Origin of the sequence: Streptomyces sp. XM83C, assembly GCF_023072675.1 — a bacterium.
In the GTDB taxonomy this organism is placed as follows: domain Bacteria; phylum Actinomycetota; class Actinomycetes; order Streptomycetales; family Streptomycetaceae; genus Streptomyces; species Streptomyces thermocoprophilus.
This window is the reverse complement of the sequence record NZ_JALLGL010000065.1, coordinates 1-23,406: the sequence shown is the minus strand read 5'-3', so window position 1 is coordinate 23,406 and position 23,406 is coordinate 1. Positions and strand designations below refer to the sequence as shown.

Below are 23,406 nucleotides of genomic sequence, written 5' to 3'. Positions count from 1 at the left end.
CCCACCGGCAGGACCCCACTCCTGTCCGCCAGCCGGCCCGGCCCGCCCCTCCACTCCCCGGGGCGGCCGGGCCTTCGGTGCGCCCCAGAGGCCCCGCCGCACGCGTGGAAACCCCCGGACCGTCCCCTCCCGCAGCCCTCGCACCGATCGTCCGCAGGGGCTGCGCACACGTCTCATAAGCGCTGTAATACGGAGGTGGTCACTGAGGGAGCAGCGGGGTACAGAACCGGAACGCCGCGGGTCGAAGCCGCTCTCCAGACGCTCATGGCCGATCCCGACTCACCCGAACGGGTGCATCGCGTCCTGGAGTGCGCACTCGTCCTCGCCGGCGCCGGCGTGGCGGCCCTGTACGCCCCGGGCGACGACGACCTGCTGTGCCTGGTCGACTCGGCCGGACTGCCCCGCACCCTGTACGGCCTGCGCGGCACGTACGCGCTGGACGGCGACTCCCCGGCCGCCCGTGTCCACCGCGAGGGCCGCCCCCTGTGGCTCGGGCCGCGTGAGCTGGCCGCCCGTGCCCCCTCCCGTCGGACCCCGGCGCAGGCGTTCTCGCTGGCCGCGCTGCCCGTGCGGGGCGGTTCCCTGGTCGTGGTCGGGGAACGGCCCGCAGGTTTCGACCCCGGTGCGCGCGCCTGCCTGGAACGCATCGCCGACGCCGTGGCCGCCCCCGTCCCCGCCGAGTCGGCCGCCCGAGGGGAACTGCGCGGCGACTCCTTCAGCCTCGCCATGGACAGCGGCCGTATCGAGGTCGGCGACGACATCCTCCAGCTGTTCGGCCTGAGCCGGGACCGCTTCGACGGCAGGGTGGAGACGCTGCTGGGCCTCACCGTCCCCGAGGACCTGCCGGCGCTGATGTCGGTCGTCGAGGCCGACCACATGTCCCTCGGCGACCGGGAGCTGGAGTTCCGGGTGCTCCAGCCGACCGGCCCGCCCCGCTGGCTGCGGCTGCACGGCCGGCTCGTGCCCGGCGGCGAGGGCCGCCCCGCCCGCCTCGTCGGCACCGTCGCCGACGCCTCCACGCTCCGCCCCGACGTCACCGATGTGGCCCGAGTGCAGCGCCTGGCCGCCGCCCTGTCCACGGCCGGCACCGTCCGTGACGTCAGCCAGGCCGTGGTCTCGGCGCTGCGCCGCCCGCTGCGCGCCGACCGTATCGCCCTGGCGGAGCTCGAGGGCGACCGCCTCGTCGTCACCGTGCTGGACCCGCCGGACCCCGAGGCGTGGCCGGAGCTGTGGCGGCTGGAATGGCGTACCGAATGGCCGGACGCCCCCGTGCGGACCATGCCCACACTGGCCGCCGCGCTGCGTGAGGGCCGCGCCCGCATCTGGCCCGCCGGAACGGCCCTGGAGCCCGCCCTCGCGGACGTCGGCCCCGGCGGTCTCGCCGTACTGCCGCTGCCCGCCGGCGGGCGGATGGCCGGCGCCTGCCTCATCGGCTGGGACACCCCGCACGACTTCGGCCCCGACGAGCGCGCCCTGCTCACCGCGTCCGCGGGCCTCGCCGGTCAGGCCCTGCTGCGCGCGCACGCCTTCGACGCCGAGCACGAGCTGGTCGGCATGCTCCAGCGGCAGCTGCTGCCGCGCCGGCTGCCCGTGCTGCCCGGCGGGGTCGCCGTCGCCCGCTATCTGCCCGCCACGGCCGGTCTGGAGGTCGGCGGCGACTGGTACGACGTGATCCCCTTGCCCGACAACCATGTGGCGCTCGTCATCGGCGACGTGCAGGGCCACAGCACCGCCGCCGCCACCCTCATGGGCCAGATGCGCACCGCGCTGCGCGCCTACGCCGCCGAGGGCCACCCGCCCGACGTGGTCGTCGCGCACGCCAACCGGCTCCTCGCCGACCTGGAGACCGACCTCTTCGCCACCTGCTGCTACGTCCAGGTAAACATGGAGTCCGGCTCCGCCTGGTGCGTGCGCGCCGGGCATCTGCCGCCGGTGCTGCGCCACCCGGACGGCCGTACGGAGATCGTCGAGACCGACGGCGGGCCCCCGCTGGGCGTGCTGCGGCAGGCCGAGTTCCCGCTCGGCCCGCTCGCGCTGCGCCCCGGCACGGTGGTCGCCCTCACCACCGACGGGCTGGTGGAGTCCACCGACGCCGACATCGACGAAGGCCTCGCTCGGTTCGCCGGCGCGCTGGACGCCTCCGACCCCGCCGACCTCGGCCCGGTCGCCGACGCGCTGCTGGACGGGGCCCGCCGCAGCGACGACATCGCCCTGCTGCTCATGCGGTACGACGGGATGGCCTCGCGCCCGCTGCGGGAGAGCTGGACGGTGTGGCGGGTGCCGCAGGCGGCCGGGCAGGCCCGCCGCTTCACCCGCCGCGTCCTGCGGAGCTGGGGGGTGGGGGAGCGGGACCGGGACGCCGTACTGCTCGTCGTGTCGGAACTCGTCACCAACGCCCTCGTGCACACCGACGGCCGGATCCGCCTCGACCTCACCCTCGTCAACCACCGGCTGCGGGTCGCGGTCGCCGACACCTCCCCACGCAGCCCTGTCAAACCGACCAGCATCGGCTGGGAGGCCACCGGAGGACGCGGCATCGTGCTCGTCGACGCCGTGTCGGACGCATGGGGGACGGTGCCGGTCAGCGGCGGCAAACAGGTGTGGGCCGAACTCGAACTGGGCCCGCCCGCCGGGCCACCCCCGACACCCGGCGCCGCGCACCGCGCTTGACGGCGCGTCAGCACCCTCCGCGTCCCCTCACGCATCCGGGACCACCGCCGGGGTACACGCGCCGGATGAACACCACCCCGAACCTCGCCGTCTCCGCGAGCACGGCATTCGGCGTCGTCGCTGTCCTGGCCGCCGGAATCCTCGTCACCGTCGCGCTGCTGTGGGCCGTCCGGCTCGGCATCGGCGTACGACGGCGCGAACCCCGCCCGCCGCGCCCCGAGGAGCAGCCGGCCCTGCCCGAGTCGGGGCCGGTCCGCGCGACCCGGGAGATGCGCGCCCCGAACGAGATGCCCCGCACCGGCGGCGCACGTCTCACCCCGCACGAACTGCACCCGACCGGAGGCACACCCGCCGCCGACCAGCAGCCCGGGGGCCGCGACCCGGGCTCCGGGGACGCGGCCGGCCCAGGAGGCGGCGCATGACACAGGTGGCACACGGGACTCAAGGGGCCGTCGAGGCCACACGGGGCCTGTTTGGGCGGGCGGCCGGTGGGGACCCGGCGGACAAGCACGATGCAGAAGGAAGATGAGAAGCCGTGACCCCGCACGCCAAGGAGACCACGCCGGCACGCCGCCCCGAGACGGGCTGGGCCGAGGCCCGTCGGCTGCGCCGCGAGCAGGCGCTGCGCACCTGGATGCCCGCCGTGGAGGAGCCCGGCGGCCCGCCCTCGCGCCAGAGCGACGCCGACACCCACATCGTGCGCGGGGAGGACTGACACCGAGAGCACCGACCCCGCGAGCCCCCTGGGAGTACCGGCCCCGGGGCCCGCACCCGGCCGGCGGCCCCGCCGACGTAGGCTCGGTTCATCATGAACCTGCTCGTCACCGGGGCCGCCGGCTTCATCGGTTCGGCCTACGTCCGCACCCTCCTCGCCCGCCCGGAGCCGCCGCACATCACCGTGCTGGACAAGCTCACCTACGCGGGCACCCCGGACAACCTGCCGCTGGACCATCCGCGGCTGAGGTTCGTCCGGGGCGACGTCTGCGACGCGGCGCTCGTGGACCGGCTGGTGGCCGAAGCGGACGAGATCGTGCACTTCGCCGCCGAGTCCCACGTCGACCGCTCCATCGAGGACGCGGGCGATTTCGTCCGCACCAACGTGCTGGGCACCCAGACCCTGCTGGACGCGGCACTGCGGCACGGCACGGGCCCGTTCGTGCACGTCTCCACCGACGAGGTCTACGGCTCCGTACCCACCGGATCGTGCACCGAGGACGCGCCGCTGCGGCCGACCTCCCCGTACGCCGCCTCCAAGGCCTCCTCCGACCTGCTGGCGCTGGCCTGCCACCGCACTCACGGCCTGGATGTCCGGATCACCCGCTGCTCCAACAACTACGGGCCGCGCCAGTTCCCCGAGAAGATCGTGCCGCTGTTCGTCACCCGCCTGCTGGACGGCCTGCGGGTGCCGCTGTACGGCGACGGCCGCAACGTGCGCGACTGGCTGCACGTGGACGACCACTGCCACGGAGTCGATCTGGTCCGCACCAAAGGTCGGCCCGGCGAGGTCTACAACATCGGCGGCGGCACCGAGCTGACCAACCGGGAGCTGACCGGCCTGCTGCTGGACGCCCTCGGCGCGGGCTGGGACCGGGTCGAGCATGTCGCCGACCGCAAGGGCCACGATCTGCGGTACTCCGTCGACTGGGGCAAGGCCCGCCGCGAGCTGGGCTATCGGCCGCGCCGCGACCTCGTCTCCGGCCTCGCCGAGACCGTCGCCTGGTACCGGCAGCACCGCGACTGGTGGGAGCCGCGCACGGTGCGCCCGGCGGGCACGGCACGGCTCGGCTGACGCGGCGGACCGTGCGGCCCTTCCCCGTCTCGCCGCCTCAGCCGTGCGTCTTGGCGAGCAGTTCCAGGATCTCGGCGGTGGTGCCGGTCTCGCCGAGCCTGGGGAAGATCCGCTCCACGCTGTTGCGGTGCGTCTCGGGGTCGAGGTCGCTCATCGCGTCGGTGGCCAGCGTGACGTGGTAGCCGTGCTCGTGCGCGGCGCGGGCCGTGGACTCGACGCCCATGGCGGTGGCGACACCGGTCAGCACGATCTGGGTGACGCCCCGGCGGCGCAGCTGCACATCGAGGTCGGTGCCGTGGAAGGCACCCCAGTTGTGCTTGGTGACGACGATGTCCTCGGGGTGCCCGGCCAGCTCCGGCACGATCGTGTCCCACCCCTGTGGGCGGGCGGCACCGGCGCGGGGCGCGTCGGTGCGGCCGGGCACGACGTCCGCGAGGTCGGCGGCGAACGACACCCGCACCAGCACCACGGGCAGACCGCGCTCGCGGAACGCGTCGGCGAGCCGCGTCGAGCGGGCGACGACATCGGCCGCGGGGTGCGGCTGCACGGGCGCGGCGACGATCCCGGCCTGGAGATCGACGACGACGAGAGCCGTACGCGGGTCGAGGGCGGTGACGGTCATGGGCGGGGCCTTTCGGAAGAACATGGGGGAGGGGGCAGGGCACGTCCGGCGGGCGTCCGGCGGGCGCCGGTCAGGGCTGTGCGAGCCGCTCCAGCAGGCGCAGGGCGTGCAGCAGGGCCTGACGCTCGTCCTCGTCGTACCGCTCGTCGAGGGCATGGACCAGCCACTCCTGGCGGGCCCGACGGTCCCCGGCGATCCGTGCGCGGCCCGCGTCGGTCAGCGTGACGAGCCGGCGGCGGCCGTCGGAGGGGTCCGGCCCGCGCTCGATCAGGCCCTGCTGCCGCAGCGCGGCGAGCGTCGTGGCCATCGACTGCGGGCGCACCCCCTCGGCGGACGCCAGCGCGCTCGCCGTGGCCGCGCCGTGCTTGCCGATCAGAGTCAGCGCGGACACCTGCGAGGGGGAGAGCGTGTCGTCGCCGGCGACCTCGCGCAGCCGCCGCAGCAGCCGCACGATCAGCACGCTCAGCTCACGGGCCGCGTGCGCGGCGCTCTTCGGGACACCCTCGGACGCCGGGTCCGGGGCCGTCTCGTCCACGGCCATGGCCTCGACGCTATGTTCGACAGGTGAGACTGTCCAGTCGGGACTGAACAGTTCGCCTGATGATCCGGTGGCCCTGACCTACGCTTGACCCGTGCGCCTGCTGCTGACGTCCGACACCCACCTGCCGAAGCGGGCAGGGCGACTGCCCGCGCCGCTGCTGGCGGAGCTGCCGCGCGCCGATGTCGTCCTGCACGCCGGGGACTGGGCCGACGCCGCCGCCCTCGACCTGTTCGAGGCGCACAGCCGGCGTCTCATCGGCGTGTACGGCAACAACGACGGCCCCGAACTGCGCGCCCGGCTCCCCGAGGTGGCCCGCGCCGACCTCGGCGGCCTGCGCTTCGGCGTCGTCCACGAGACCGGGGCCGCGCGGGGGCGGGAGGCCCGGTGCGCCGCCCGCTTCCCCGACCTGGACGTGCTGGTCTTCGGGCACAGTCACATCCCGTGGGACACCACGGCTCTGGGCGGGCTGCGGCTGCTGAACCCCGGCTCCCCGACGGACCGGCGCCGCCAGCCCTGGTGCACCTATATGACGGCCACGATCATCGGCGGCCGGCTGACCGATGTCGTCCTGCACCGGCTGCCGCCGCGCTGAGCGCCGTACGGCCGTCGTGTACTGCCCCTGGAGCCGCACAGCTCCCCGCGAAGCGCGGCCACGCCACATGGCCGTACAAGCCCGGCAGAAGCAGACACGCCGTCACGGCATGAGGAGCGCGAAGGAGGCCGACAGCGCGGAGGCCGGGCCGCTGTCGCTCGGCGAAGCGGCCCGGGCGCTGCGAGTGTGCGCTGTCACGGACCTCCCTTCCCCAGCTCTGAGGGGTTCGAGAGCACGCATGCCTCATCCGATACCGGGCGGCTACCCCCTCCCTCGCGCCTCACACCTCTTTTCCCGCAAATCCGCTGCAATCCGTACGGAACGGGCGTCCGCCCCGGCCGGCGCGGTCGGGGCTCAGCCTGTGGGTCCGGTCCAGCCGTCCTGAACATGTCCGAGGCGGACGCGCTGCGGATGGTCGCCGACCGGCACCGACAGCCGCTTCTGCCCGGTGGCGAAGTCGATCGCCGTGACCTGGTCGGAGCCGCTCTCGGAGATCACGCAGTCCTTGCCGTCGCCGCTGACCGTGGCCCAGTACGGCTTGGACGCGGAGACCAGCGGGCCCTCCTGGAGCGTGGCGCGGTCGACGACGGTGGCGTAGTCGTCCATGGTGCCCGCGACGCACAGCTTGCTGCCGTCCGGCCGCATCGACAGGCCGTGGTGGCGCGAGTCGTTGACGAACGTGGTGCGGTCGTCGCCGGTCGCAGGGTTCTTCGGCAGGGTCTTGGTGCGGGTGATGCGGTCGGTGGCGAGGTCGTACTCGAAGAAGCCGTTGAAGAACGACACCTGGAAGTACAGCTTCGACTCGTCCGGGGAGAACACCGCCGGCCGTACCGCGTCGGAGAAGTCCTTCAGTCCGATCGCGTCCAGCCGCTGCCGCATGTCGATGATCTTCACCTGCCGGAAGGTGGAGGCGTCGACGACGGTGATGTGCCGGTCGCCCTTCGTCCAGTCCAGCCAGGGGGCGTCGAGGGCGGTGTTCACCTCGCCGATCGACATGTTGTAGAGGTACTTGCCGTCCTTGGTGAAGATGTTCTCGTGCGGTTTGTCGCCGGTGGCGAACCGGCCCAGTTCCCGGCCGGAGTCGATGTCCAGCACGTGCACGGTGTTCGCGGTCGACGCCGACACCGCGACGCGGGTGCCGTCGGGGGAGACCGCCATGTGGTCGGCGCGGTAACCCGCCACCTTGAAACGCCAGTTGACACGGCCGGTGGCCAGGTCGATGGAGACGACGTCGGCGAAGCTCGGCCGGGACACCACCACCGACGAGCCGTCCGGCGTGGAGTACATGTCGTCCACGAACTGGTCGTGTCCCTCGCCGACGCTGTTGCGGATCACCATGAAGTAGATCCACTTGATCGGGTCGGCGTTGATCTCCGCCATGCGTTGGGCCTTGTCGGGCACGACATCGATCCGGCCGATCCTCGTGTAGTCGCCGGAGGACTCCAGGACGTCGGCGGTGCCGTCCCAGTTGTTGCCGACGAACAGCACCTCGCGCAGACCGGCCTGCGAGGCGGCGGCGGTCGTGGAGGCGGAAGCGGGGGAGGTCCGGGTGCTCGCGGCGGCTGCTGGGACGGCGGCGACGGACAGGACGAGGGCGGCGGCCACGGAGCAAAGGTGCCTGGTTCTGGATGCAGGCATGACTGCTCTCTCCTCAGCGGATAGGGGAGCGTGCGTCGGGCGGGCACGCGGGAAATCTGAACACGCGCACATTCACAGTGAACTTACTGAAAAGTAAGGAGGGGGCCGCCTTCTCGACAAGACCGCGTACACGACAAAATCGAAGCGATCCCCGCAGACGGAGGGGACCTGGGGAGGGGAAGAACACGCGTGACGGGCAGGCTCAGGGCACCCACCGGCCGCTACGGCGGACGGTCCGCCGCCGAACGCAAGGCGGAACGCCGCGAGCGTTTCCTCACCGCCGCCCTGGAACTCTTCGGCGGCGCACCCGGCTACCGGGCCACCACCATCGCCGCGCTCAGCGAGGCGGCAGGCCTGTCCACCCGTCAGTTCTACGAGGAGTTCCGCACCCTGGAGGACGTCCTCGCCGCCCTCCACCTCCAGGTCAACGACGCCTCCGAACAAGCGGTCCGCGCCGCGTTCGAAGCCGCCGCCGGCCTCCCCCTCGTCGAGCGGGTCACCGCCTTCTTCCGCGCCTACGCCGACAGCGTCACCGCCGACCCGCGCCGCATCCGCATCACCTTTGTGGAGATCGTCGGCGTCAGCCCGCGGCTGGAGGAGCAGCGCCTGGCCCGCCGCGCCCGCTGGGTCGACCTCATCTGCGGGGCCGCCCGAGAGGCCGCGGCCCGCGGGGAGGCCGCGGACCGCGACTACCGGCTCGCCGCGACGGCGTTCATCGGCAGCGTCAACGGCCTGCTCCACGACTGGAGCGCCGGCTGGGTCGACGCCACCCTCGACGAGGTCGTCGACGAACTGGTCCGCCAGCTCCTCGGCATCCTCCGCCCCCCGGGCTGGCGGCCACCGGACTGACCGGGCACGGGCACGTCAGGGCCGCGGCACGTCCTCGATGCGCTGACCGTCCAGCAGATACCTCGGCAGATACGGCAGTTCGTCGGGGACCGGGAACCCGTACCCCCGGGCCAGGGACGCCATCGCCAGCGGGCCGAGCGCCACACGCGCACGAGGCGCCGGAGCGTCGCCCCAGTAGGCCCGGTGCCCGTCGAGGGCCTCCGACAGCGCCTTGCCGAAGGCGTCGTGGTCACCGGCGACGATGCGGTGGAACATGGCCACCGGCTGGTAGTCGATGTGGTTGACGAACGCCTCCGGACCGTGGGTCAGCGTCTGCGGCACGGACGTCTCCATCGCGGCGAGCAGCTTCGGCACGATGGCGTCCATCGGCTGCCGCGTGAAGTACGCCCGCAGCGTGTCCGCCCAGTGCACCACGTACGCGTCGACCGCGTCGTCCTGGCGCAGCAGCTCCAGCGGCACCGAGCACAGCCGCTCCACCCGCTCCCAGTCCCGGCACACGACCGCCACATAGACGGCGTCGAGCCACGCCCGCACGTCCGCCGGCGGGGTGACGCCCTCTCCGCTCACCTCCACCTCGACGGCGTCGCCCAGGACGCACTTCTGCGGCTGCCCGCCGGTGAACAGCAGCGTGCCCAGTTGCAGGGCCAGCGCCCACGCGTCCCACGTGTCCACATGCGCCGCCCGCGGGTCGTCGGCGCAGCGGGCGTGCGCGAGCGTGACCGCGTCGGCGAACACACCGGCCAGGCCGGACGGGTCACCGGCGAGCCGCGTCAGCGACTCGCCCAGCCGCCGTGCCGCCTCACCGGTGTCCGGGGCGGCCCCGGACGCCCGGGTGCGGATACGGCCGGCAGGGGCCAGCCGTATCAAGCTCTTCATCCGCGACAGCAGTTCCGGCGGCGGCTGCACGGAGAAGGACCGCTCGACGTCGTCGATCACGGTGAGGGAGGTCAGCTGCCCGCGGTGCCACCAGTACAGCCGCGGGGACAGCGCCCCCGGCCCGTCCCCGTGGGCGCGCATCGCGTACCCGGCGAGGCTGTTCACCGCGGCCACCACGGACCCGTCGGCGATCGGGTGGTACACCAGGTTGTGCCGCGTCGGCACCACCACCAGCGCACCCTCCGCCGGCAGCGACTCACCCGTGGCCCGGTGCGCCGCCTGCGCCAGATACAGCGCCTGGCTCGCCACGAACGGCGAATCGCCGTACAGCGAGTGCAGTACGGCACCGCCCTCGACGGGTATCTCCTCGTGCCGCACCTCCACCCGCATCAGGTTCGCCCGCGCGGCCTCCGCCAGCTCCTTCGCCCCCGCGCGCTCCACATCCGTGTCGGTCAGGATCCGCACACTCGTCGGCTGGTCGAGGGCGTACGCGAGGACGAGCCCGTCGGCGGCCTTCCGCACGTACCGCATCGAACCCGCGAGATCGGGCGTGATCGCGTCCTCGGGCAGCAGCCGCGCATGGGTCCCCCGCAGCAGTTCCTCCCGGCCCTCACCGCCCCGGCCGGCCTCCCGCAGCCGCGCGAAATGCCCGGCGACCACCTCGGGCCACCGCTCCACGGGCGCCTGCCGGCACAGATGCCCCAGGTCACGCAGCGAGTAACGGTGCCCCTCCCGCAAGTGCGGTGCGGCCAGCCGGCGCAGCAGCGCGGCCTGTTCCGCGTCGAGCATGGGCAGTTCGGGATCGTCGGAACCGAATGTCTGATCGTGTGTCACGAGACCGACGGTACAGGCAGGGTCCGACACCGGTGCCGGCCGGCGCGGGGAGGCGGTCGGCCGGCACCGGCGCACGGAACGGTCAGGCGCCGGGCAGCACACCCGTGCGCGCGACCTCCGCGTACCAGCGGGCACTCGCCTTCGGGATGCGCCGGCCGGTCGGATAGTCGACGTACACCGCGCCGAAGCGCTTGCTGTACCCGTGGGACCACTCGAAGTTGTCCAGCAGCGACCACAGGAAGTAGCCCCGCACGTCCACCCCGTCGCCGATCGCCCGGTGCACGGCGGCCAGATGGTCACGCACATAGGCGATCCGCGCGGGGTCGTTGACCCGTCCGTCCGGGTCGGCGTAGTCGTCGAACGCCGCCCCGTTCTCCGTGATCACCATCGGCGTGCCGGGGAAGTCCGCCGCGAGCCGGTGCAGCAGGTCGTACAGCCCGGACGCGTCGATCGCCCAGCCCATCGCGGTGCGCTCGCCCGGCGGCTGGTGGAACGCCACGTCGTCCGCGCCCGGCCACGGGCTGTACGGGCTGTTGCCGTGCCCGTCGGCCGTGTGCGTGCCCGTGCCGTCGGCCGCCGACACCACCGTCGGCGTGTAGTAGTTGACGCCGAGGAAGTCCAGCGGCTGGTTGATCCGCGCCAGGTCGCCGTCCCGCACGAACGACCAGTCCGTCAGCGCCGCCGTGTCCTTCAACAGGTCCTCCGGGTACGCCCCTTGCAGCATGGGCCCCGTGAACACCCGGTTGGCCAGCGCGTCGATACGGCGCACCGCGTCCGCGTCGGCGTCGCTGCCGGTGAGGGGACGCACATGGTGGATGTTGAGCGTCACCGAGCAGCGGGCGTCCGACGGCAGCGCCCCGCGCAGCGCCTCCACCGCCAGCCCGTGCCCGAGATTCAGATGGTGGGCGGCGCGCAGCGCGGCGACCGGATCGGTGCGGCCGGGGGCGTGCACCCCGGAGCCGTAGCCGAGGAAGGCGCTGCACCACGGCTCGTTCAGCGTGGTCCATGTCTTCACCCGGTCGCCGAGCGCGTCCGCGGCGAGCGCGGCGTACTCGGCGAACCGCTCGGCCGTCGACCGCTCCGGCCAGCCGCCCGCGTCCTCCAGCTCCTGCGGCAGATCCCAGTGGTACAGCGTCGCGACCGGCTGGATCCCCTTCTCCAGCAGCTCGTCGACCAGCTGCCGGTAGAAGTCCAGACCCCGCTGCACCGCCGGACCTCGGCCGGTCGGCTGGATGCGGGTCCAGGCCAGGGAGAAGCGGTAGGCGCCCAGGCCGAGTTCGGCCATCAGCGCCACGTCCTCGCGCCAGCGGTGGTAGTGGTCGGTGGCGATGTCACCGGTGTCCCCGTTGCGGACCCGGCCCGGTGTACGGGAGAAGGTGTCCCAGATCGACGGGGTACGGCCGTCCTCGGCCGCCGCGCCCTCGATCTGGTACGAGGCGGTCGCCGAACCCCACAGGAAGTCCTGGGGGAAAACAAGGGCCGAGTCCGGACGGGGCGCGGACGATGGTGCGGAAACCACAGAGGTCCTCTCGGGAGAGACGAGCCGCGCGGAAGCACGGCGACAACAGGGGAGTGGAGGGCCGGTCCGTGCCCTCGCGGGGCCCGGCAGGCCCGAAGGCACGGCGGCCCGAAGGCCCGGCAGCGCACTCGCGCCGGGCCTGCTCGCCGGATCAGCCTTTGACGGCACCGGCCATGACACCGCTGACGATCTGCCGGCCGAACACGACGAACATCGCCAGCAGCGGCAGCGTGCCCAGCAGAGCACCCGCCATGATCAGGGACTGGTCGCGGACATAACCCGCGCTGAGCTGCGTCAGCGCGACGGGCACGGTCGGGTTGGACATGTCGAGCACCACGAACGGCCAGAAGAAGTCGTTCCACGCGTGCACGAACGTGATCATGAACAGGACCGCCATCGGAGGCCGCGCGATGGGCAGCACGATGCTCCAGAAGATCCGCAGCGAGTGCGCACCGTCGACCCGGCCCGCCTCGACCAGCTCGTCCGGCAGAGCCTCCGACAGGTACTGCCGCATGAAGAACACACCGACCGCGCTCACCAGCGTCGGGAAGATGACGGCGGGCAGCTGCTGGGCCCAGCCCAGCTCCGACATCATCATGAACAGCGGTACGACACCGAGCTGGGGCGGGATCATCATCGTGCCGATCACCACCATCAGCAGGGCGTTGCGGCCCTTGAACCGCAGCTTGGCGAAGGCGAAACCGGCCAGTGTCGCGAACAGCACGGTCGACAGGGCGATCGTCCCGGCCACGATCAGAGAGTTGATCATGGCTTTGCCCATCGCCGCCTCGTCCCAGGCGCGGGCGAGATTGCTGAACAGGTTCGGCCCCGGCAGGAACGGCGGCGGGGTCTGGCTGACCCGCGTGTTGTCCGTGGAGGCCGCCACCATCGTCCAGTACAGCGGGAAGATCGACAGCAACGCCATGATGCCGAGCAGCACATAGGCCACCGGACCGGCGTGATGCTGCCGTCCGGCGCGCTCACGCAGCAGCCGGCGCCCGCCGCGGCGGGGCACGGCCGGCTCGACGGGAGAAGGTCCGGCGGGGGCGTCCGTCCGCGCCGGGAGACTGTGAGTGGTCATGAAGGACTCCAGGTCAGGACCGACGGGAACGCAGACGCCCGATCAGGCGCTGCACCACGAACAGGACGACGAGCAGCAGAAGCATCGCCCAGGCCACGGTCGCGGCCCGGCCCATCTGATAGTTCTTCCAGCCCTCCTCGTACAGCAGCAGACCCAGCGTCTGGTACTGATTGTTCGCGCCGCCCGTGACACCGTTCGGGCCCTGCCCGAAGATCAGCGGCTCACCGAACAGCTGGGTCGCGCCGATGGTGGACAGCACGATGGTGAAGACGATCGTCGACCGGATACCGGGCACGGTGACATGCAGGAACTGCTTCCACCGGGAGGCGCCGTCCAGCGACGCCGCCTCGTACCGCTCGGCGGGGATGGCCTGCATCGCGGCCAGGTACAGCAGCGCGTTGTAGCCCGTCCAGCGCCAGATGACCATGGTCGAGATGGCGATCTGCGCGGGCCACTTCTCGGACTCCCAGCTGACCGGGTCCACCCCGATCGTGCCGAGCGCCCAGTTGATCATGCCGAAGTCCCGCTCGAAGAGCATCGTGAACACCAGCGCCGCCGCACCGACCGACGTGGCGTACGGCACCAGCGAGGCCACGCGGAAGAACAGCGAGGCACGCATCTTGTAGTTGAGCAGGTGTGCGATCCCGAGGGCCATCAGCAACTGGGGAACCGTCGAGAGGACACCGATGGTGAACGTGTTCCGCAGGGCGTTCCAGAACCGCTCGTCGCCCCACAGCTCCACGTAGTTGTCGAACGCCACCCACTCCTGCACGTCCAGCGTGGCCAGTTCGACGTGGTGCAGGGACAGCCACGACGTGTACAGGAGCGGGTAGAAGCTGAACGCGGCGAAGACGATGAAGAACGGCGCGACGAACGCGTACGGCGCGCCCTTGATGTCCAGCCTGTGCAGCAGCGAGCCGCGCCGGCGCTCGCCGCTGCCGCCGGGGGCGGCCGGGGCAGTGGTGGTGGAGGTGGCCACCGGACTTCCTTCCTGTGAACGAAAGGGGGGACCGGGCCCCGGGCGCGCCCTCGCACGCCCGGGGCGGGAAGGTCAGCGGACGGCCTTGTCCACGCGCTCCATCGTGGTGTCCCACGCCTTGTCACGTGCCGTGCCCTGCTCGACCAGGGCGAGACCCTGCGAGAACAGGTCCTTGATCGTGCCGTCCTTGCGGCCGAGCACCTGCTTGTCCGGGATCTCCTGCGCGGCGGCACCGAAGATCCGGCCGATCGGCGCACCGCTGAAGTAGTCCGACGTCGCGTCCTTCACCTCGGGCGACTCGAGCGCCTTCTGCGAAGAGGGGATGTTGCCCAGCTCGGTGAAGATCCGCGCCTGCTGCTCGGGCGCGGTCAGCCAGGCCACGAGCTGCTTGGCCTCCTCCTTCACCGGGCTGTCCTCGATCACCCCGAGGAACGAGCCGCCCCAGTTGGCGCCCTTGGGCGCGCGGGCCACGTCCCACTTGCCCTTGTTCGCCTCACCGGCCTTCTCGGAGATGTGGCTCAGCATCCAGGCCGGGCACACCGCCGTCGCGAACGTGCCGTTGGCCAGGCCGGGGTCCCAACCCGGCTGGAACTGGCGCAGCTTGGCCGTCAGACCCTCCTCCGCGGCGTCCGACGCCAGCGCCCAGGCCTGCTTCACGACCGGGTTCTTGTCGTGGATCAGCTCGCCCTGCTCGTTGTAGTACTGCTGGGAGTCGCCGTAGACCATGGCGTTGAACAGGCCGCTCGCCGAGTCCGTGAACGCGACCTTGTCGCCCTTGAAGTTCTTCTTGAAGGTGCGGCCCACCTCGACGTACTTGCTCCAGTCGCCCGCCCACAGCTTGCCGACCGCCTCCCGGTCGGTGGGCAGCCCGGCCTGCTGGAAGTAGTCCTTGCGGTAACAGACCGCCATCGGGCCGATGTCGGTGCCCAGCCCGAGGACCTTGCCGTCCTTCGTGGTGATCTGGGACTGCTTCCAGGGCAGGAAGTGGTCGGTGCCCGCCATGCCGGCGAAGTCCGCGAACTTGTCCGCCCGGGTCTCGGTGATCTCCTTGGCCCGGCCTATCTCGATGCCCTGGATGTCCTTCAGGCCCTTGCCGGCCGCGAGGTGGGTCTGCAACGCGGTGTAGTAGGTCTGCTCGTCACCGGCGATCTCCGCCTCGATCTTGACGTTCGGGTGCTCCTTCTCGTACTGCTCCAGCAGTCCGGTCTCCTTGAGGCCCATCACCCCGAACAGGCCCATGGTGATGGTGACCTTGCCGTCCTTCTTGCTTCCACCGGTGACGGAGTCGCCGTCACCGCCGCACGCGGCGACCAGCGTCAGTGCCCCGGCGGCGGCGACTGCCGCCGCCGCCCTTCTCGTACGCGGCGAAACGAGACGTCCCATGAAAAATGCCCTCCTACGGCGGCCCAGACAGCGGTGGTAACGTTCCCAATCAGAGATGGGAACGTGCCCATCGATGAGGGGAAGACTCACTGCCGGAGCGCGATATGTCAATGACTTGAAGACGAACCCACACAAGTCACGCGCAAGCAACTGCTCGTCGGCGCAGGTGGACCGCCACATCTGCGAGAATCGTTCCCGTCAGCTCCGCGGCCTCACCGCCGCGCAAACAGGCAGGGGGGAGCGCATGTCCGGCAACCGCCGGCCCACGATCAAGACGGTCGCCGCCCTCGCGGGCGTGGGCCGCACCACGGTGTCCCGCGTCGTCAACGGCTCCGACCTGGTCAGCCCCGAGGCACGGGCCCGCGTGCTGGCAGCCATCAAAGAGTTGAACTATGTCCCCAACTCGGTGGCGCGCGGCCTGGTCACCAACCGCACCAACGCCTTCGCCCTGGTGATCCCGGAATCGGAGAGCCGGCTCGGCTCCGAGCCCTTCTTCGCCGCGCTCATCCGCGGTGTCAGCGGCGCCCTCGCCGACAGGGGGATCCAACTGCACCTGATGCTCGTCCGCGACCGCGCCGAACGCGACCGGCTCACCGAGTCGATGGCGGAACGCCGCGTCGACGGCGTGCTCCTCGTCTCGGTGCACTCCGAGGACCCGCTCCCCGCCAAGCTGGAGGAAATGGGCCTCCCGACCGTGCTGGCCGGCCGCCGCGACGCCACGGAAGGCCTCAGCTACGTCCTGTGCGACAACACGGGCGGCGCCACCGCTGCGGTACGCCACCTCCTCGACACCGGCCGCACCAGGATAGCCACGATCACCGGCCCGCTGGACATGGACGTGAGCCGCAACCGCCTCGCGGGCTGGCGTGCCGCCCACGACCAGGCGGGACTCATTGCCGACGAGACCCTCGTCGAGACGGGCGACTTCACCGAGGAAGGCGCCGCCCGCGCCATGCGTTCACTTCTCGAACGGCACCCCGATCTGGACGCCGTCTTCGCCGCGTCCGACCTGATGGCGGTGGGCGCCCTGGCCGAACTCCGCCGGCAGAAGCGCCTCGTCCCCGACGACGTGGCGTTGATCGGCTTCGAGGACTCGGTCCTGGCCCGCCACACCGACCCGCCCCTGACGACGGTGCGTCAGCCGGTGGAGGAACTGGGCCGCGAGATGGCCCGCATCCTCACGGAGATCACCCACGCCGACGCCCCCCGCCGCCAGGTCACCCTCCCCACGGAACTGGTGATACGAGCCTCCACGTGACGCGGCGGTCCCACGGACGACGCCCTGCGCCGCGGGCCGCCCCGGCACACGCCGCACGCGTGTGGAGGCGGCCCGGACCCGGCCTCGGGCCGGCGGGCCGGGCCGCAGATCCCGCAGCGCCCGGATGCATGCTGTGATCAGCGGTTATCGACGACGTCTGTGGTGCTACACATAGGTTGTGTTGGCTTATGCCCGGAATGCCTTCCTAGCCTCGTCAGCGGAAGGGACCGAGCCGGTCACTGATCGCTGAGACGAGGAGGTGCTGGACATGGCCGAGCACACGCTCAAGGACAGGGTCGCGGTCGTCGGCGGGGGCGAGAAGAACCTGGGCGGGCTGCTGAGCAGGACGTTCGCCGAGGCCGGGGCCAAGGTGGTGGTGCACTGGCACACGGCGGAGAAGGAGGCCGAGGAGACCGTCCGGAGCATCCAGGACGCCGGCGGGCAGGCGGTGTCCGTGCAGGGGGACCTGACGGACGTCGCGACCGTGCGGCGGCTGTTCGACACCGCGGTGGACACCTACGGCGGCGTCGACGTCGCGGTGAACACGACCGGGATGGTGCTGCGCAAGCCGATCCTGGAGACCAGCGAGGAAGACTACGACCGCATGTTCGGCATCAACGCCAAGGCGGGGTACTTCTTCATCCAGGAGGCGGGGCGCCGCCTGAACGACCACGGCAAGATCATCAGCCTCGGCACGTCCTTGCTGGCCGCCTTCACCGACGGCTACTCCACCTACGCGGGCGGCAAGGCGCCGCTGGAGCACTTCACCCGTGCGGCTGCCAAGGAGTTCGCCGACCGGTCGATCTCCGTGAACGTGGTGGCCCCGGGCCCGATGGACACGCCGTTCTTCTACGGCCAGGAGACCCCGCAGCGGGTGGAGTTCCACAGGTCGCAGGCCATGGGCAACCAGCTCACCCACATCGAGGACATCGTCCCGCTGATCAGCTTCCTGGCCACCGAGGGCTGGTGGATCACCGGCCAGACGCTGTTCGCCAACGGCGGCTACACCACCCGATGAGCCCGCGCCTCCGGCGCCGGCCCGCCCGCGTGGACGAGGCCGGCCCGGAGCCGGGGGAGTGACCCGTATCCGACACCGGCACACAGGAGACAACAGATGGCTGCCGAACTGACCGATCCCGCGGTGGAGGCGTTCGTCGCCGCGGTCAACAAGGGCGACCGGGAAGCGTTCTTCGCCGCGCTCACGGACGACGCCACGATGTCCGACGACGGCACCGACCGGGACCTGCGGGCCTGGGCGGAGCGCGAGATCTTCTCGTCGAACGGCCGCATGGACGTCGAGGACGTCTCGGCGGACGGCCGCACCCTGACGGCCACCTACACCAACTCCACCTGGGGCAGCATGCGGACCCGGTGGGTCTTCACCGTCTCCGGGGGCCGCGTGAGCCGCTTCGAGACCGGACAGGCCTGACCACCGGCTCCCCGCCGGGCCGTCGCCGCCCACTCCCTCGCGACACGTCCGTGGCCGCGGTCCCCCGGGCCGCGGCCCGGCTTCATCACGCCCCGGCCGAGGGCCACGTCGTCCCAGGGCGCCGGGCTGTTCCGGCGTCCTTCCGCGATCCGGCGGGCCCGGACCGACTTCACCGGTGCCCGGCACGTGCCCGGCCGGCACCGCGACACCGACGGCGAACCTCGCCGTCCACCGCCACCACAGGAGGATCAGCCGAGGTGGGCCTGGACCTGAACAAACTGGAGCACCTGATCGCGGTGGCCGAAGAAGGCAGCATCACCCGCGCCGCCGCCCGTCTGCACCTGTCCCAGCAGGCGCTCTCCACCTCCATCCGCGTCCTGGAACGCGAAGTGGGCGTACCCCTGCTGGAGCGCACCGCCACCGGCGTGGCGCTGCTGCCCGCCGGCACCGCCCTGGTCGAGGACGCCCGCGTCCTGCGTGGCACGGCACGCTCCGCTCTCCAGCGCGCCCGCCGCATCGGCCGCGGCGAGAAGGAAGTGCTGCGCCTCGGCCACACCCCGGCCGTCACCGGGGAGGAGGTCATCGCGCTGCTGCGGCAGGTGGATGCCGTCCACCCCCGACTGGCCACCGACGTCAACCAACGCTACCCGCACGAGCTGACCGACGCTCTCCTGGCCGGAGACCTCGACATCGGACTGTGCCGGGCGATGACCCCGCCGCACGGGCTGGCCCGCACCACACTGGGCCACCAACGCCTCAACATCGCGGTCCCCGCCGGTCACCCCCTGGCCGTACGCACGTCCGTGGACCTGTCCGAACTCGCGGACCAGCACTTCATCGTGTGGGGCCGTCCCGGCCGCTCCGGCTACACCGACCTGCTGATCGGCCACTGCCGCGCGGCCGGGTTCGAACCCCGCACCGACCGCACCGCACGGCAGGGCACCCCGCCCGTCACCGCCGTCATCGGCACCGACTGCTGCGCCTTCGTCACCACACCGCCGGGCCCCACCGCCGGCGGGGCCGTGCGCGTCCTCGCCCTCGACCCGCCCCTGTACGCGCCGCTGCACGCCCTGTACTCACCCCGGGCCACCAGCCCGGCCAGAGACGCCTTCCTCACGACCGCCACCCTGTGACCACCCGCCGTCGGCCCATCCGGGCCGCGGCGTCACAGTCGTGGGGATCGGCGGCGCACGTAAGGCAGCGACCCCGCCCGGTCGGGCGCGAGCGCACCCCGACGACGCGGGGCCCCTCGAAGCAGCCCCGCGCACGACCGGATGTCCACGCGCCGGAGCGGCCCGAGGGGCGTGCACCGCGCGATTCACTCGTCCCAGGCCTCGATCATGATCTGCTCGGAAATCTTGCCGTCCTTCAGCGTGACCATGGATTCGGACAGGACCCGCGTCCCGTCCGGGTACTCGCAGGACTCGCAGAAGGCCGCATGGTCGCCCTGGACGACACATCCCTCCAGGTGGTGCGTCATCTCCCTGCTGTACACGTCCTGGATCATCGCGGCGATCTCGCTGCGCCCCCGCAGCTCCTGGGGGTGGCTGGGCTGGCTGTTGCGGTTCACGATCCGCAGCGTCGCGTCGTCGGTGTACAGCGAGACGAGGGTGTCAGGGGTCTCCCCCTCGACGCCCCGGCGCAGGGTCTCGGTGTCGAAGTCGGCGGATGCGGTGGCGCTCATGGTGACCTCCTCCGAAGGCCGACGCCCGTGCGGGGCACGGACGGTGCCGGCCTCCTCCTTCGAGCGTCCTCCGCCTCACCGGGCTCGGCAAGCCGGTTCCCCCGGCGGTCCGGGCGGGCGTGCTGCGCCTGAAGAGTGACCGGTGCGCACCGCCCGTGTCCGACGGCCCGGCAACGCCGTTGCACAGGGCATGATCTCCACTCGACGTATCGTCGCCGCCGCCTGTCTCGCCGCCGGAGTCGCCGGTATCGCCGCCCCCGCGGCGAACGCGGCCGAGGCCGGTGCCAAGGACGGCGGCCGACTGAACCCGGTCCAGGTGCTCGACTCGCTCGCCCGGAGCGACATCCCCGAGGAGCACAGGGAGCGGCTTCCGAAGGTGTCCCAGCAGCTCTCCTCGCTGAACCAGGTACAGGAACTGAACCGGCTGAACGAGCTGCACCAGGTGACCGACCTGGTCGCACCGGTGACGGGACTGCTGCCCGGGATCCAGTGACCAGCACCCCGCAGGCAGACCCCAGGGCCGCCCGCCGCAGGGCGGCCCTCGCCGTACCCCGCCCTGTGGGCGCCGGCCCTCCGCGCCCCCGACCTGGCTGAATACGGCAGTTCCCCGCGCCGATCCGCACCCCCGCCGTCCGCTCCGGCATAAGGTCGCCGAGGGACGCGCGGGCCCGTGACGGCACCGGCCGGCCACCCGTCGGCGCGGTGCGGCCCCCGCGAAGGAAAGCCGAGGAAAGGACCAGCCCATGGCGCAGGAAGTACGCGGCGTGATCGCACCGGGCAAGGACGAGGCGGTGCGGATCGAGACGATCGTCGTCCCCGATCCGGGCCCCGGCGAGGCCGTCGTACGGGTCCAGGCGTGCGGGGTCTGCCACACGGACCTCCACTACAAGCAGGGCGGCATCACCGACGAGTTCCCCTTCCTCCTCGGCCATGAGGCCGCGGGCGTCGTCGAGCAGGTCGGCCCGGACGTCACCGATGTGGCGCCGGGCGACTTCGTCGTCCTGAACTGGCGTGCCGTCTGCGGCAGGTGCCGGGCCTGTCGGCGGGGACGCCCCTGGTACTGCTTCGACACGCACAACGCCCGGCAGAAGATGACGCTGGCCGACGGCACCGAACTCGCGCCGGCGCTGGGCATCGGCGCGTTCGCGGAGAAGACCCTCGTCGCGGCCGGCCAGTGCACCAAGGTCGATCCACGGGTCTCCCCGCAGGTCGCCGGTCTCCTGGGCTGCGGCGTGATGGCCGGTATCGGCGCCGCCGTCAACACCGGCGGCGTCACGCGCGGCGACACGGTCGCCGTCATCGGCTGCGGCGGCGTCGGCGACGCGGCGATCGCCGGATCACATCTGGCCGGCGCCGCGAAGATCATCGCCGTCGACATCGACGACCGCAAGCTGGAGACGGCCCGCGGCATGGGCGCCACGCACACCGTCAACTCCCGCTCCACCGACCCCGTCGAGGCGATCCGCGAGCTGACCGGAGGGTTCGGCGCGGACGTCGTGATCGAGGCGGTCGGCCGCCCGGAGACCTACGAACAGGCCTTCTACGCCCGTGACCTCGCCGGCACGGTCGTCCTGGTCGGTGTGCCCACACCGGAGATGAAGCTGGAGCTGCCGCTCCTCGACGTGTTCGGCCGGGGCGGGGCGCTGAAGTCGTCCTGGTACGGCGACTGTCTGCCCTCCCGCGACTTCCCGATGCTGATCGACCTCCACCTCCAGGGCCGCCTCCCGCTGGACAAGTTCGTCACGGAGACGATCGCGCTGGACGAGGTGGAGAAGGCGTTCGAGCGGATGCACCACGGCGACGTGCTGCGCTCGGTGGTGGTGCTGTGATGACGGCACGTGTCGAACGCCTCGTGACCGCAGGGCAGTTCACGCTCGACGGCGGCACCTGGGACGTGGAGAACAACGTGTGGATCGTCGGCGACGACCACGAGGTGATCGTCATCGACGCCGCCCACGACGCCGAGGCCATCGCGGAAGCCGTGGGGGACCGGCGGCTCACCGCGATCGTGTGCACCCACGCCCACAACGACCACATCGACGCGGCGCCCGCCCTCGCCGACGCGACCGGTGCGGTGATCTGGCTGCACCCGGACGACATGCCGCTGTGGAAGCTCACCCACCCCGACCGCGACCCCGACGCGCATCTGCTGGACGGGCAGGTCATCGAGGGCGCCGGTGTCGATCTCACGGTGCTGCACACGCCCGGGCACGCGCCGGGAGCGGTGTGCCTGTACGACCCGGGCCTCGGCGTCGTCTTCACCGGCGACACCCTCTTCCAGGGCGGACCGGGGGCCACGGGACGGTCGTACTCGAACTTCCCGACGATCATCGACTCGATCCGTGACCGGCTGCTCACACTGCCGCCGGAGACGAAGGTGCTGACCGGCCACGGCGACTCCACCACCATCGGCGCGGAGGCCCCGCACCTCCAGGAGTGGATCGCCCGCGGTCACTGAGCCGCGGTGAGCCGCCGCCGGTACCGGACCGGGCCGTGGACCCGGTTCGGTTCGGGCCACGCCCGCGAAAGACCGGGCCGTGGACCCCGTTCGGACCACGCCCGCGAAAAGGTGACAGAAGATGTCCGGCTTCCCGTGCACGCTCGGACACATGAAGGACGACGCGAGCCGGGGCACACCGCCCCGGCCGCGACAACGAGCACGACACGGGAGGCCGGACATGACACGACCGCTGGAGGGCAAGGTCGCCCTGGTGGCGGGGGCGACGCGGGGCGCGGGCCGCGGTATCGCGGTGGAGCTGGGCGCGGCGGGCGCCACTGTCTACGTCACCGGACGCACCACACGCACCCGGCGTTCGGAGTACGACCGGCCGGAGACCGTCGAGGAGACGGCGGACCTGGTCACCGAGGCCGGCGGACGCGGCATCGCCGTACCCACGGACCATCTGGACCCGGCGCAGGTCCGCGCCCTGGTGGAGCGGATCGACGCCGAGCAGGACCGGCTCGACGTCCTCGTGAACGACATCTGGGGCGGCGAGCTGCTCTTCGCCTGGGACGCCCCGCTGTGGGAGCACGACCTGGACAACGGGCTGCGGCTGCTGCGGCTCGCGGTCGAGACGCACGCCATCACCGGCCATCACGCGCTGCCCCTGCTGCTGCGCCGCCCCGGCGGTCTGGTCGTCGAGATGACGGACGGCACCGCGGAGTACAACCGCGACCGCTACCGCGTCTCCTTCTTCTACGACCTCGCCAAGGCGTCCGTGCTGCGCATGGCGTTCGCCCTCGGGCACGAGCTGGGCCCGCGCGGGGCGACCGCGCTCGCCCTCACGCCCGGCTGGATGCGCTCCGAGATGATGCTCGACCATTACGGAGTCCGGGAGGAGAACTGGCGTGACGCGCTGACGCAGGTGCCGCACTTCGCCATCTCGGAGACGCCGCGCTATGTGGGCCGTGCCGTCGCCGCGCTCGCCGCGGACCCGGATGTCGCCCGGTACAACGGCTCGTCGCTCTCCAGCGGGGAGCTGGCCCGGGTGTACGGCTTCACCGACCTCGACGGCAGTCGCCCGGACGCCTGGCGGTACATGGTGGAGGTCCAGGACGTGGGCAAGCCTGCCGACACCACCGGCTACCGCTGACCCCACCGCCGGGCGGCCCCGCACCGCCCCGTCTCCCCGCGCCCGCGACCCGCTCCCGCCGCCTACACC

23 protein-coding genes are annotated in these 23,406 nt (G+C 72.1%); 14 read left to right on the top strand and 9 right to left on the bottom strand.

The features are described from left to right. The first annotated feature begins 195 nt into the window (after nt 1-195). From MTQ10_RS10485 to rfbB, 4 genes are all read left to right on the top strand, one after another. The gene (locus tag MTQ10_RS10485; protein WP_374117590.1) at nt 196-2,670 is read left to right on the top strand and encodes a SpoIIE family protein phosphatase; all 2,475 of its coding nucleotides are present in this window, start codon (nt 196-198) and stop codon (nt 2,668-2,670) included. Nucleotides 2,671-2,735: 65 nt separating this feature from the next. Further along, complete coding sequence (locus tag MTQ10_RS10480) at nt 2,736-3,092, top strand: DUF6479 family protein (protein WP_247465100.1); 357 nt, start codon at nt 2,736-2,738, stop codon at nt 3,090-3,092. Nucleotides 3,093-3,205: 113 nt separating this feature from the next. After that, the gene (locus MTQ10_RS10475; protein ID WP_247465099.1) at nt 3,206-3,385 is read left to right on the top strand and encodes a hypothetical protein; all 180 of its coding nucleotides are present in this window, start codon (nt 3,206-3,208) and stop codon (nt 3,383-3,385) included. Nucleotides 3,386-3,478: 93 nt separating this feature from the next. Continuing rightward, on the top strand, nt 3,479-4,459 hold the full coding sequence (gene rfbB / locus MTQ10_RS10470) for a dTDP-glucose 4,6-dehydratase (protein ID WP_247465096.1): 981 nt from the start codon (nt 3,479-3,481) through the stop codon (nt 4,457-4,459). Between the two features lie 37 nt (nt 4,460-4,496). On the opposite strand, the gene MTQ10_RS10465 is transcribed toward rfbB, so the two are convergent. Together MTQ10_RS10465 and MTQ10_RS10460 are read right to left on the bottom strand one after the other, a co-directional pair. Beyond that, on the bottom strand, nt 4,497-5,081 hold the full coding sequence (locus MTQ10_RS10465; RefSeq protein WP_247465094.1) for a hydrolase: 585 nt from the start codon (nt 5,079-5,081) through the stop codon (nt 4,497-4,499). 70 nt (nt 5,082-5,151) lie between these two features. After that, the gene (locus MTQ10_RS10460) at nt 5,152-5,622 is read right to left on the bottom strand and encodes a MarR family winged helix-turn-helix transcriptional regulator (protein WP_247465092.1); all 471 of its coding nucleotides are present in this window, start codon (nt 5,620-5,622) and stop codon (nt 5,152-5,154) included. Nucleotides 5,623-5,713: 91 nt separating this feature from the next. Here MTQ10_RS10460 and MTQ10_RS10455 point away from each other — a divergent pair, with 91 nt between their 5' ends. After that, complete coding sequence (locus tag MTQ10_RS10455; protein ID WP_247465090.1) at nt 5,714-6,214, top strand: metallophosphoesterase family protein; 501 nt, start codon at nt 5,714-5,716, stop codon at nt 6,212-6,214. A 354-nt stretch (nt 6,215-6,568) separates the two neighbouring features. On the opposite strand, the gene MTQ10_RS10450 is transcribed toward MTQ10_RS10455, so the two are convergent. After that, on the bottom strand, nt 6,569-7,852 hold the full coding sequence (locus MTQ10_RS10450; RefSeq protein ID WP_247465087.1) for a YncE family protein: 1,284 nt from the start codon (nt 7,850-7,852) through the stop codon (nt 6,569-6,571). Between the two features lie 189 nt (nt 7,853-8,041). Between MTQ10_RS10450 and MTQ10_RS10445 the strand changes: the two genes are divergently transcribed. After that, on the top strand, nt 8,042-8,701 hold the full coding sequence (locus MTQ10_RS10445; RefSeq protein ID WP_247465084.1) for a TetR/AcrR family transcriptional regulator: 660 nt from the start codon (nt 8,042-8,044) through the stop codon (nt 8,699-8,701). A 15-nt stretch (nt 8,702-8,716) separates the two neighbouring features. On the opposite strand, the gene MTQ10_RS10440 is transcribed toward MTQ10_RS10445, so the two are convergent. The 5 genes from MTQ10_RS10440 to MTQ10_RS10420 all read right to left on the bottom strand — a co-directional run bounded on the left by MTQ10_RS10440 (nt 8,717) and on the right by MTQ10_RS10420 (nt 15,373). Next, a complete protein-coding gene (locus tag MTQ10_RS10440; RefSeq protein WP_247465082.1) occupies nt 8,717-10,411 on the bottom strand; it encodes an immunity 49 family protein in 1,695 nt (564 codons plus the stop codon). 82 nt (nt 10,412-10,493) lie between these two features. Then, on the bottom strand, nt 10,494-11,930 hold the full coding sequence (locus tag MTQ10_RS10435) for a GH1 family beta-glucosidase (protein WP_247465079.1): 1,437 nt from the start codon (nt 11,928-11,930) through the stop codon (nt 10,494-10,496). 151 nt (nt 11,931-12,081) lie between these two features. After that, on the bottom strand, nt 12,082-13,011 hold the full coding sequence (locus tag MTQ10_RS10430) for a carbohydrate ABC transporter permease (protein WP_247465076.1): 930 nt from the start codon (nt 13,009-13,011) through the stop codon (nt 12,082-12,084). 13 nt (nt 13,012-13,024) lie between these two features. Further along, nucleotides 13,025-13,990, bottom strand: a complete 966-nt coding sequence (locus tag MTQ10_RS10425) for a carbohydrate ABC transporter permease (RefSeq protein WP_247465072.1) — start codon at nt 13,988-13,990, stop codon at nt 13,025-13,027. Nucleotides 13,991-14,062: 72 nt separating this feature from the next. After that, a complete protein-coding gene (locus MTQ10_RS10420; RefSeq protein ID WP_247465068.1) occupies nt 14,063-15,373 on the bottom strand; it encodes an ABC transporter substrate-binding protein in 1,311 nt (436 codons plus the stop codon). Between the two features lie 244 nt (nt 15,374-15,617). On the opposite strand from MTQ10_RS10420, the gene MTQ10_RS10415 reads away from it, so the two are divergent. The 4 genes from MTQ10_RS10415 to MTQ10_RS10400 all read left to right on the top strand — a co-directional run bounded on the left by MTQ10_RS10415 (nt 15,618) and on the right by MTQ10_RS10400 (nt 19,193). Next, complete coding sequence (locus MTQ10_RS10415; protein ID WP_247465065.1) at nt 15,618-16,631, top strand: LacI family DNA-binding transcriptional regulator; 1,014 nt, start codon at nt 15,618-15,620, stop codon at nt 16,629-16,631. A gap of 268 nt (nt 16,632-16,899) precedes the next feature. Beyond that, the gene (locus tag MTQ10_RS10410; protein ID WP_247465062.1) at nt 16,900-17,649 is read left to right on the top strand and encodes an SDR family oxidoreductase; all 750 of its coding nucleotides are present in this window, start codon (nt 16,900-16,902) and stop codon (nt 17,647-17,649) included. Between the two features lie 96 nt (nt 17,650-17,745). Continuing rightward, entirely contained in the window at nt 17,746-18,060 is a 315-nt protein-coding gene (locus tag MTQ10_RS10405) for a nuclear transport factor 2 family protein (protein WP_247465060.1), read from the top strand. A gap of 257 nt (nt 18,061-18,317) precedes the next feature. Next, the gene (locus MTQ10_RS10400; protein ID WP_247465055.1) at nt 18,318-19,193 is read left to right on the top strand and encodes a LysR substrate-binding domain-containing protein; all 876 of its coding nucleotides are present in this window, start codon (nt 18,318-18,320) and stop codon (nt 19,191-19,193) included. A gap of 185 nt (nt 19,194-19,378) precedes the next feature. Here MTQ10_RS10400 and MTQ10_RS10395 read toward each other — a convergent pair whose 3' ends face one another. Further along, a complete protein-coding gene (locus tag MTQ10_RS10395) occupies nt 19,379-19,744 on the bottom strand; it encodes a nuclear transport factor 2 family protein (RefSeq protein ID WP_247465052.1) in 366 nt (121 codons plus the stop codon). Between the two features lie 190 nt (nt 19,745-19,934). Between MTQ10_RS10395 and MTQ10_RS10390 the strand changes: the two genes are divergently transcribed. From MTQ10_RS10390 to MTQ10_RS10375, 4 genes are all read left to right on the top strand, one after another. Continuing rightward, entirely contained in the window at nt 19,935-20,237 is a 303-nt protein-coding gene (locus MTQ10_RS10390) for a hypothetical protein (RefSeq protein ID WP_247465050.1), read from the top strand. 250 nt (nt 20,238-20,487) lie between these two features. Then, nucleotides 20,488-21,573, top strand: a complete 1,086-nt coding sequence (locus MTQ10_RS10385; RefSeq protein WP_247465049.1) for an S-(hydroxymethyl)mycothiol dehydrogenase — start codon at nt 20,488-20,490, stop codon at nt 21,571-21,573. Continuing rightward, the gene (locus tag MTQ10_RS10380) at nt 21,573-22,202 is read left to right on the top strand and encodes an MBL fold metallo-hydrolase (protein ID WP_247465047.1); all 630 of its coding nucleotides are present in this window, start codon (nt 21,573-21,575) and stop codon (nt 22,200-22,202) included. Before MTQ10_RS10385 ends, MTQ10_RS10380 begins: the two co-directional genes overlap by 1 nt. Nucleotides 22,203-22,422: 220 nt before the next feature. Next, nucleotides 22,423-23,337 carry an SDR family oxidoreductase gene (locus MTQ10_RS10375; protein WP_247465045.1) on the top strand — a complete coding sequence of 305 codons (915 nt, stop codon included), beginning with the start codon at nt 22,423-22,425 and terminating at the stop codon, nt 23,335-23,337. Nucleotides 23,338-23,406 lie beyond the last annotated feature (69 nt).

What these genes read in the sequence shown, in the direction of transcription:
- MTQ10_RS10430 (WP_247465076.1), bottom strand. Translation starts at nt 13,011, where the DNA reads ATGACCACTCACAGTCTCCCGGCGCGGACGGACGCCCCCGCCGGACCT.
- MTQ10_RS10390 (WP_247465050.1), top strand. Translation starts at nt 19,935, where the DNA reads ATGATCTCCACTCGACGTATCGTCGCCGCCGCCTGTCTCGCCGCCGGA.
- MTQ10_RS10420 (WP_247465068.1), bottom strand. Translation starts at nt 15,373, where the DNA reads ATGGGACGTCTCGTTTCGCCGCGTACGAGAAGGGCGGCGGCGGCAGTC.
- MTQ10_RS10415 (WP_247465065.1), top strand. Translation starts at nt 15,618, where the DNA reads ATGTCCGGCAACCGCCGGCCCACGATCAAGACGGTCGCCGCCCTCGCG.
- MTQ10_RS10395 (WP_247465052.1), bottom strand. Translation starts at nt 19,744, where the DNA reads ATGAGCGCCACCGCATCCGCCGACTTCGACACCGAGACCCTGCGCCGG.
- rfbB (WP_247465096.1), top strand. Translation starts at nt 3,479, where the DNA reads ATGAACCTGCTCGTCACCGGGGCCGCCGGCTTCATCGGTTCGGCCTAC.
- MTQ10_RS10405 (WP_247465060.1), top strand. Translation starts at nt 17,746, where the DNA reads ATGGCTGCCGAACTGACCGATCCCGCGGTGGAGGCGTTCGTCGCCGCG.
- MTQ10_RS10450 (WP_247465087.1), bottom strand. Translation starts at nt 7,852, where the DNA reads ATGCCTGCATCCAGAACCAGGCACCTTTGCTCCGTGGCCGCCGCCCTC.
- MTQ10_RS10380 (WP_247465047.1), top strand. Translation starts at nt 21,573, where the DNA reads ATGACGGCACGTGTCGAACGCCTCGTGACCGCAGGGCAGTTCACGCTC.
- MTQ10_RS10480 (WP_247465100.1), top strand. Translation starts at nt 2,736, where the DNA reads ATGAACACCACCCCGAACCTCGCCGTCTCCGCGAGCACGGCATTCGGC.
- MTQ10_RS10410 (WP_247465062.1), top strand. Translation starts at nt 16,900, where the DNA reads ATGGCCGAGCACACGCTCAAGGACAGGGTCGCGGTCGTCGGCGGGGGC.
- MTQ10_RS10460 (WP_247465092.1), bottom strand. Translation starts at nt 5,622, where the DNA reads ATGGCCGTGGACGAGACGGCCCCGGACCCGGCGTCCGAGGGTGTCCCG.
- MTQ10_RS10375 (WP_247465045.1), top strand. Translation starts at nt 22,423, where the DNA reads ATGACACGACCGCTGGAGGGCAAGGTCGCCCTGGTGGCGGGGGCGACG.
- MTQ10_RS10465 (WP_247465094.1), bottom strand. Translation starts at nt 5,081, where the DNA reads ATGACCGTCACCGCCCTCGACCCGCGTACGGCTCTCGTCGTCGTCGAT.
- MTQ10_RS10385 (WP_247465049.1), top strand. Translation starts at nt 20,488, where the DNA reads ATGGCGCAGGAAGTACGCGGCGTGATCGCACCGGGCAAGGACGAGGCG.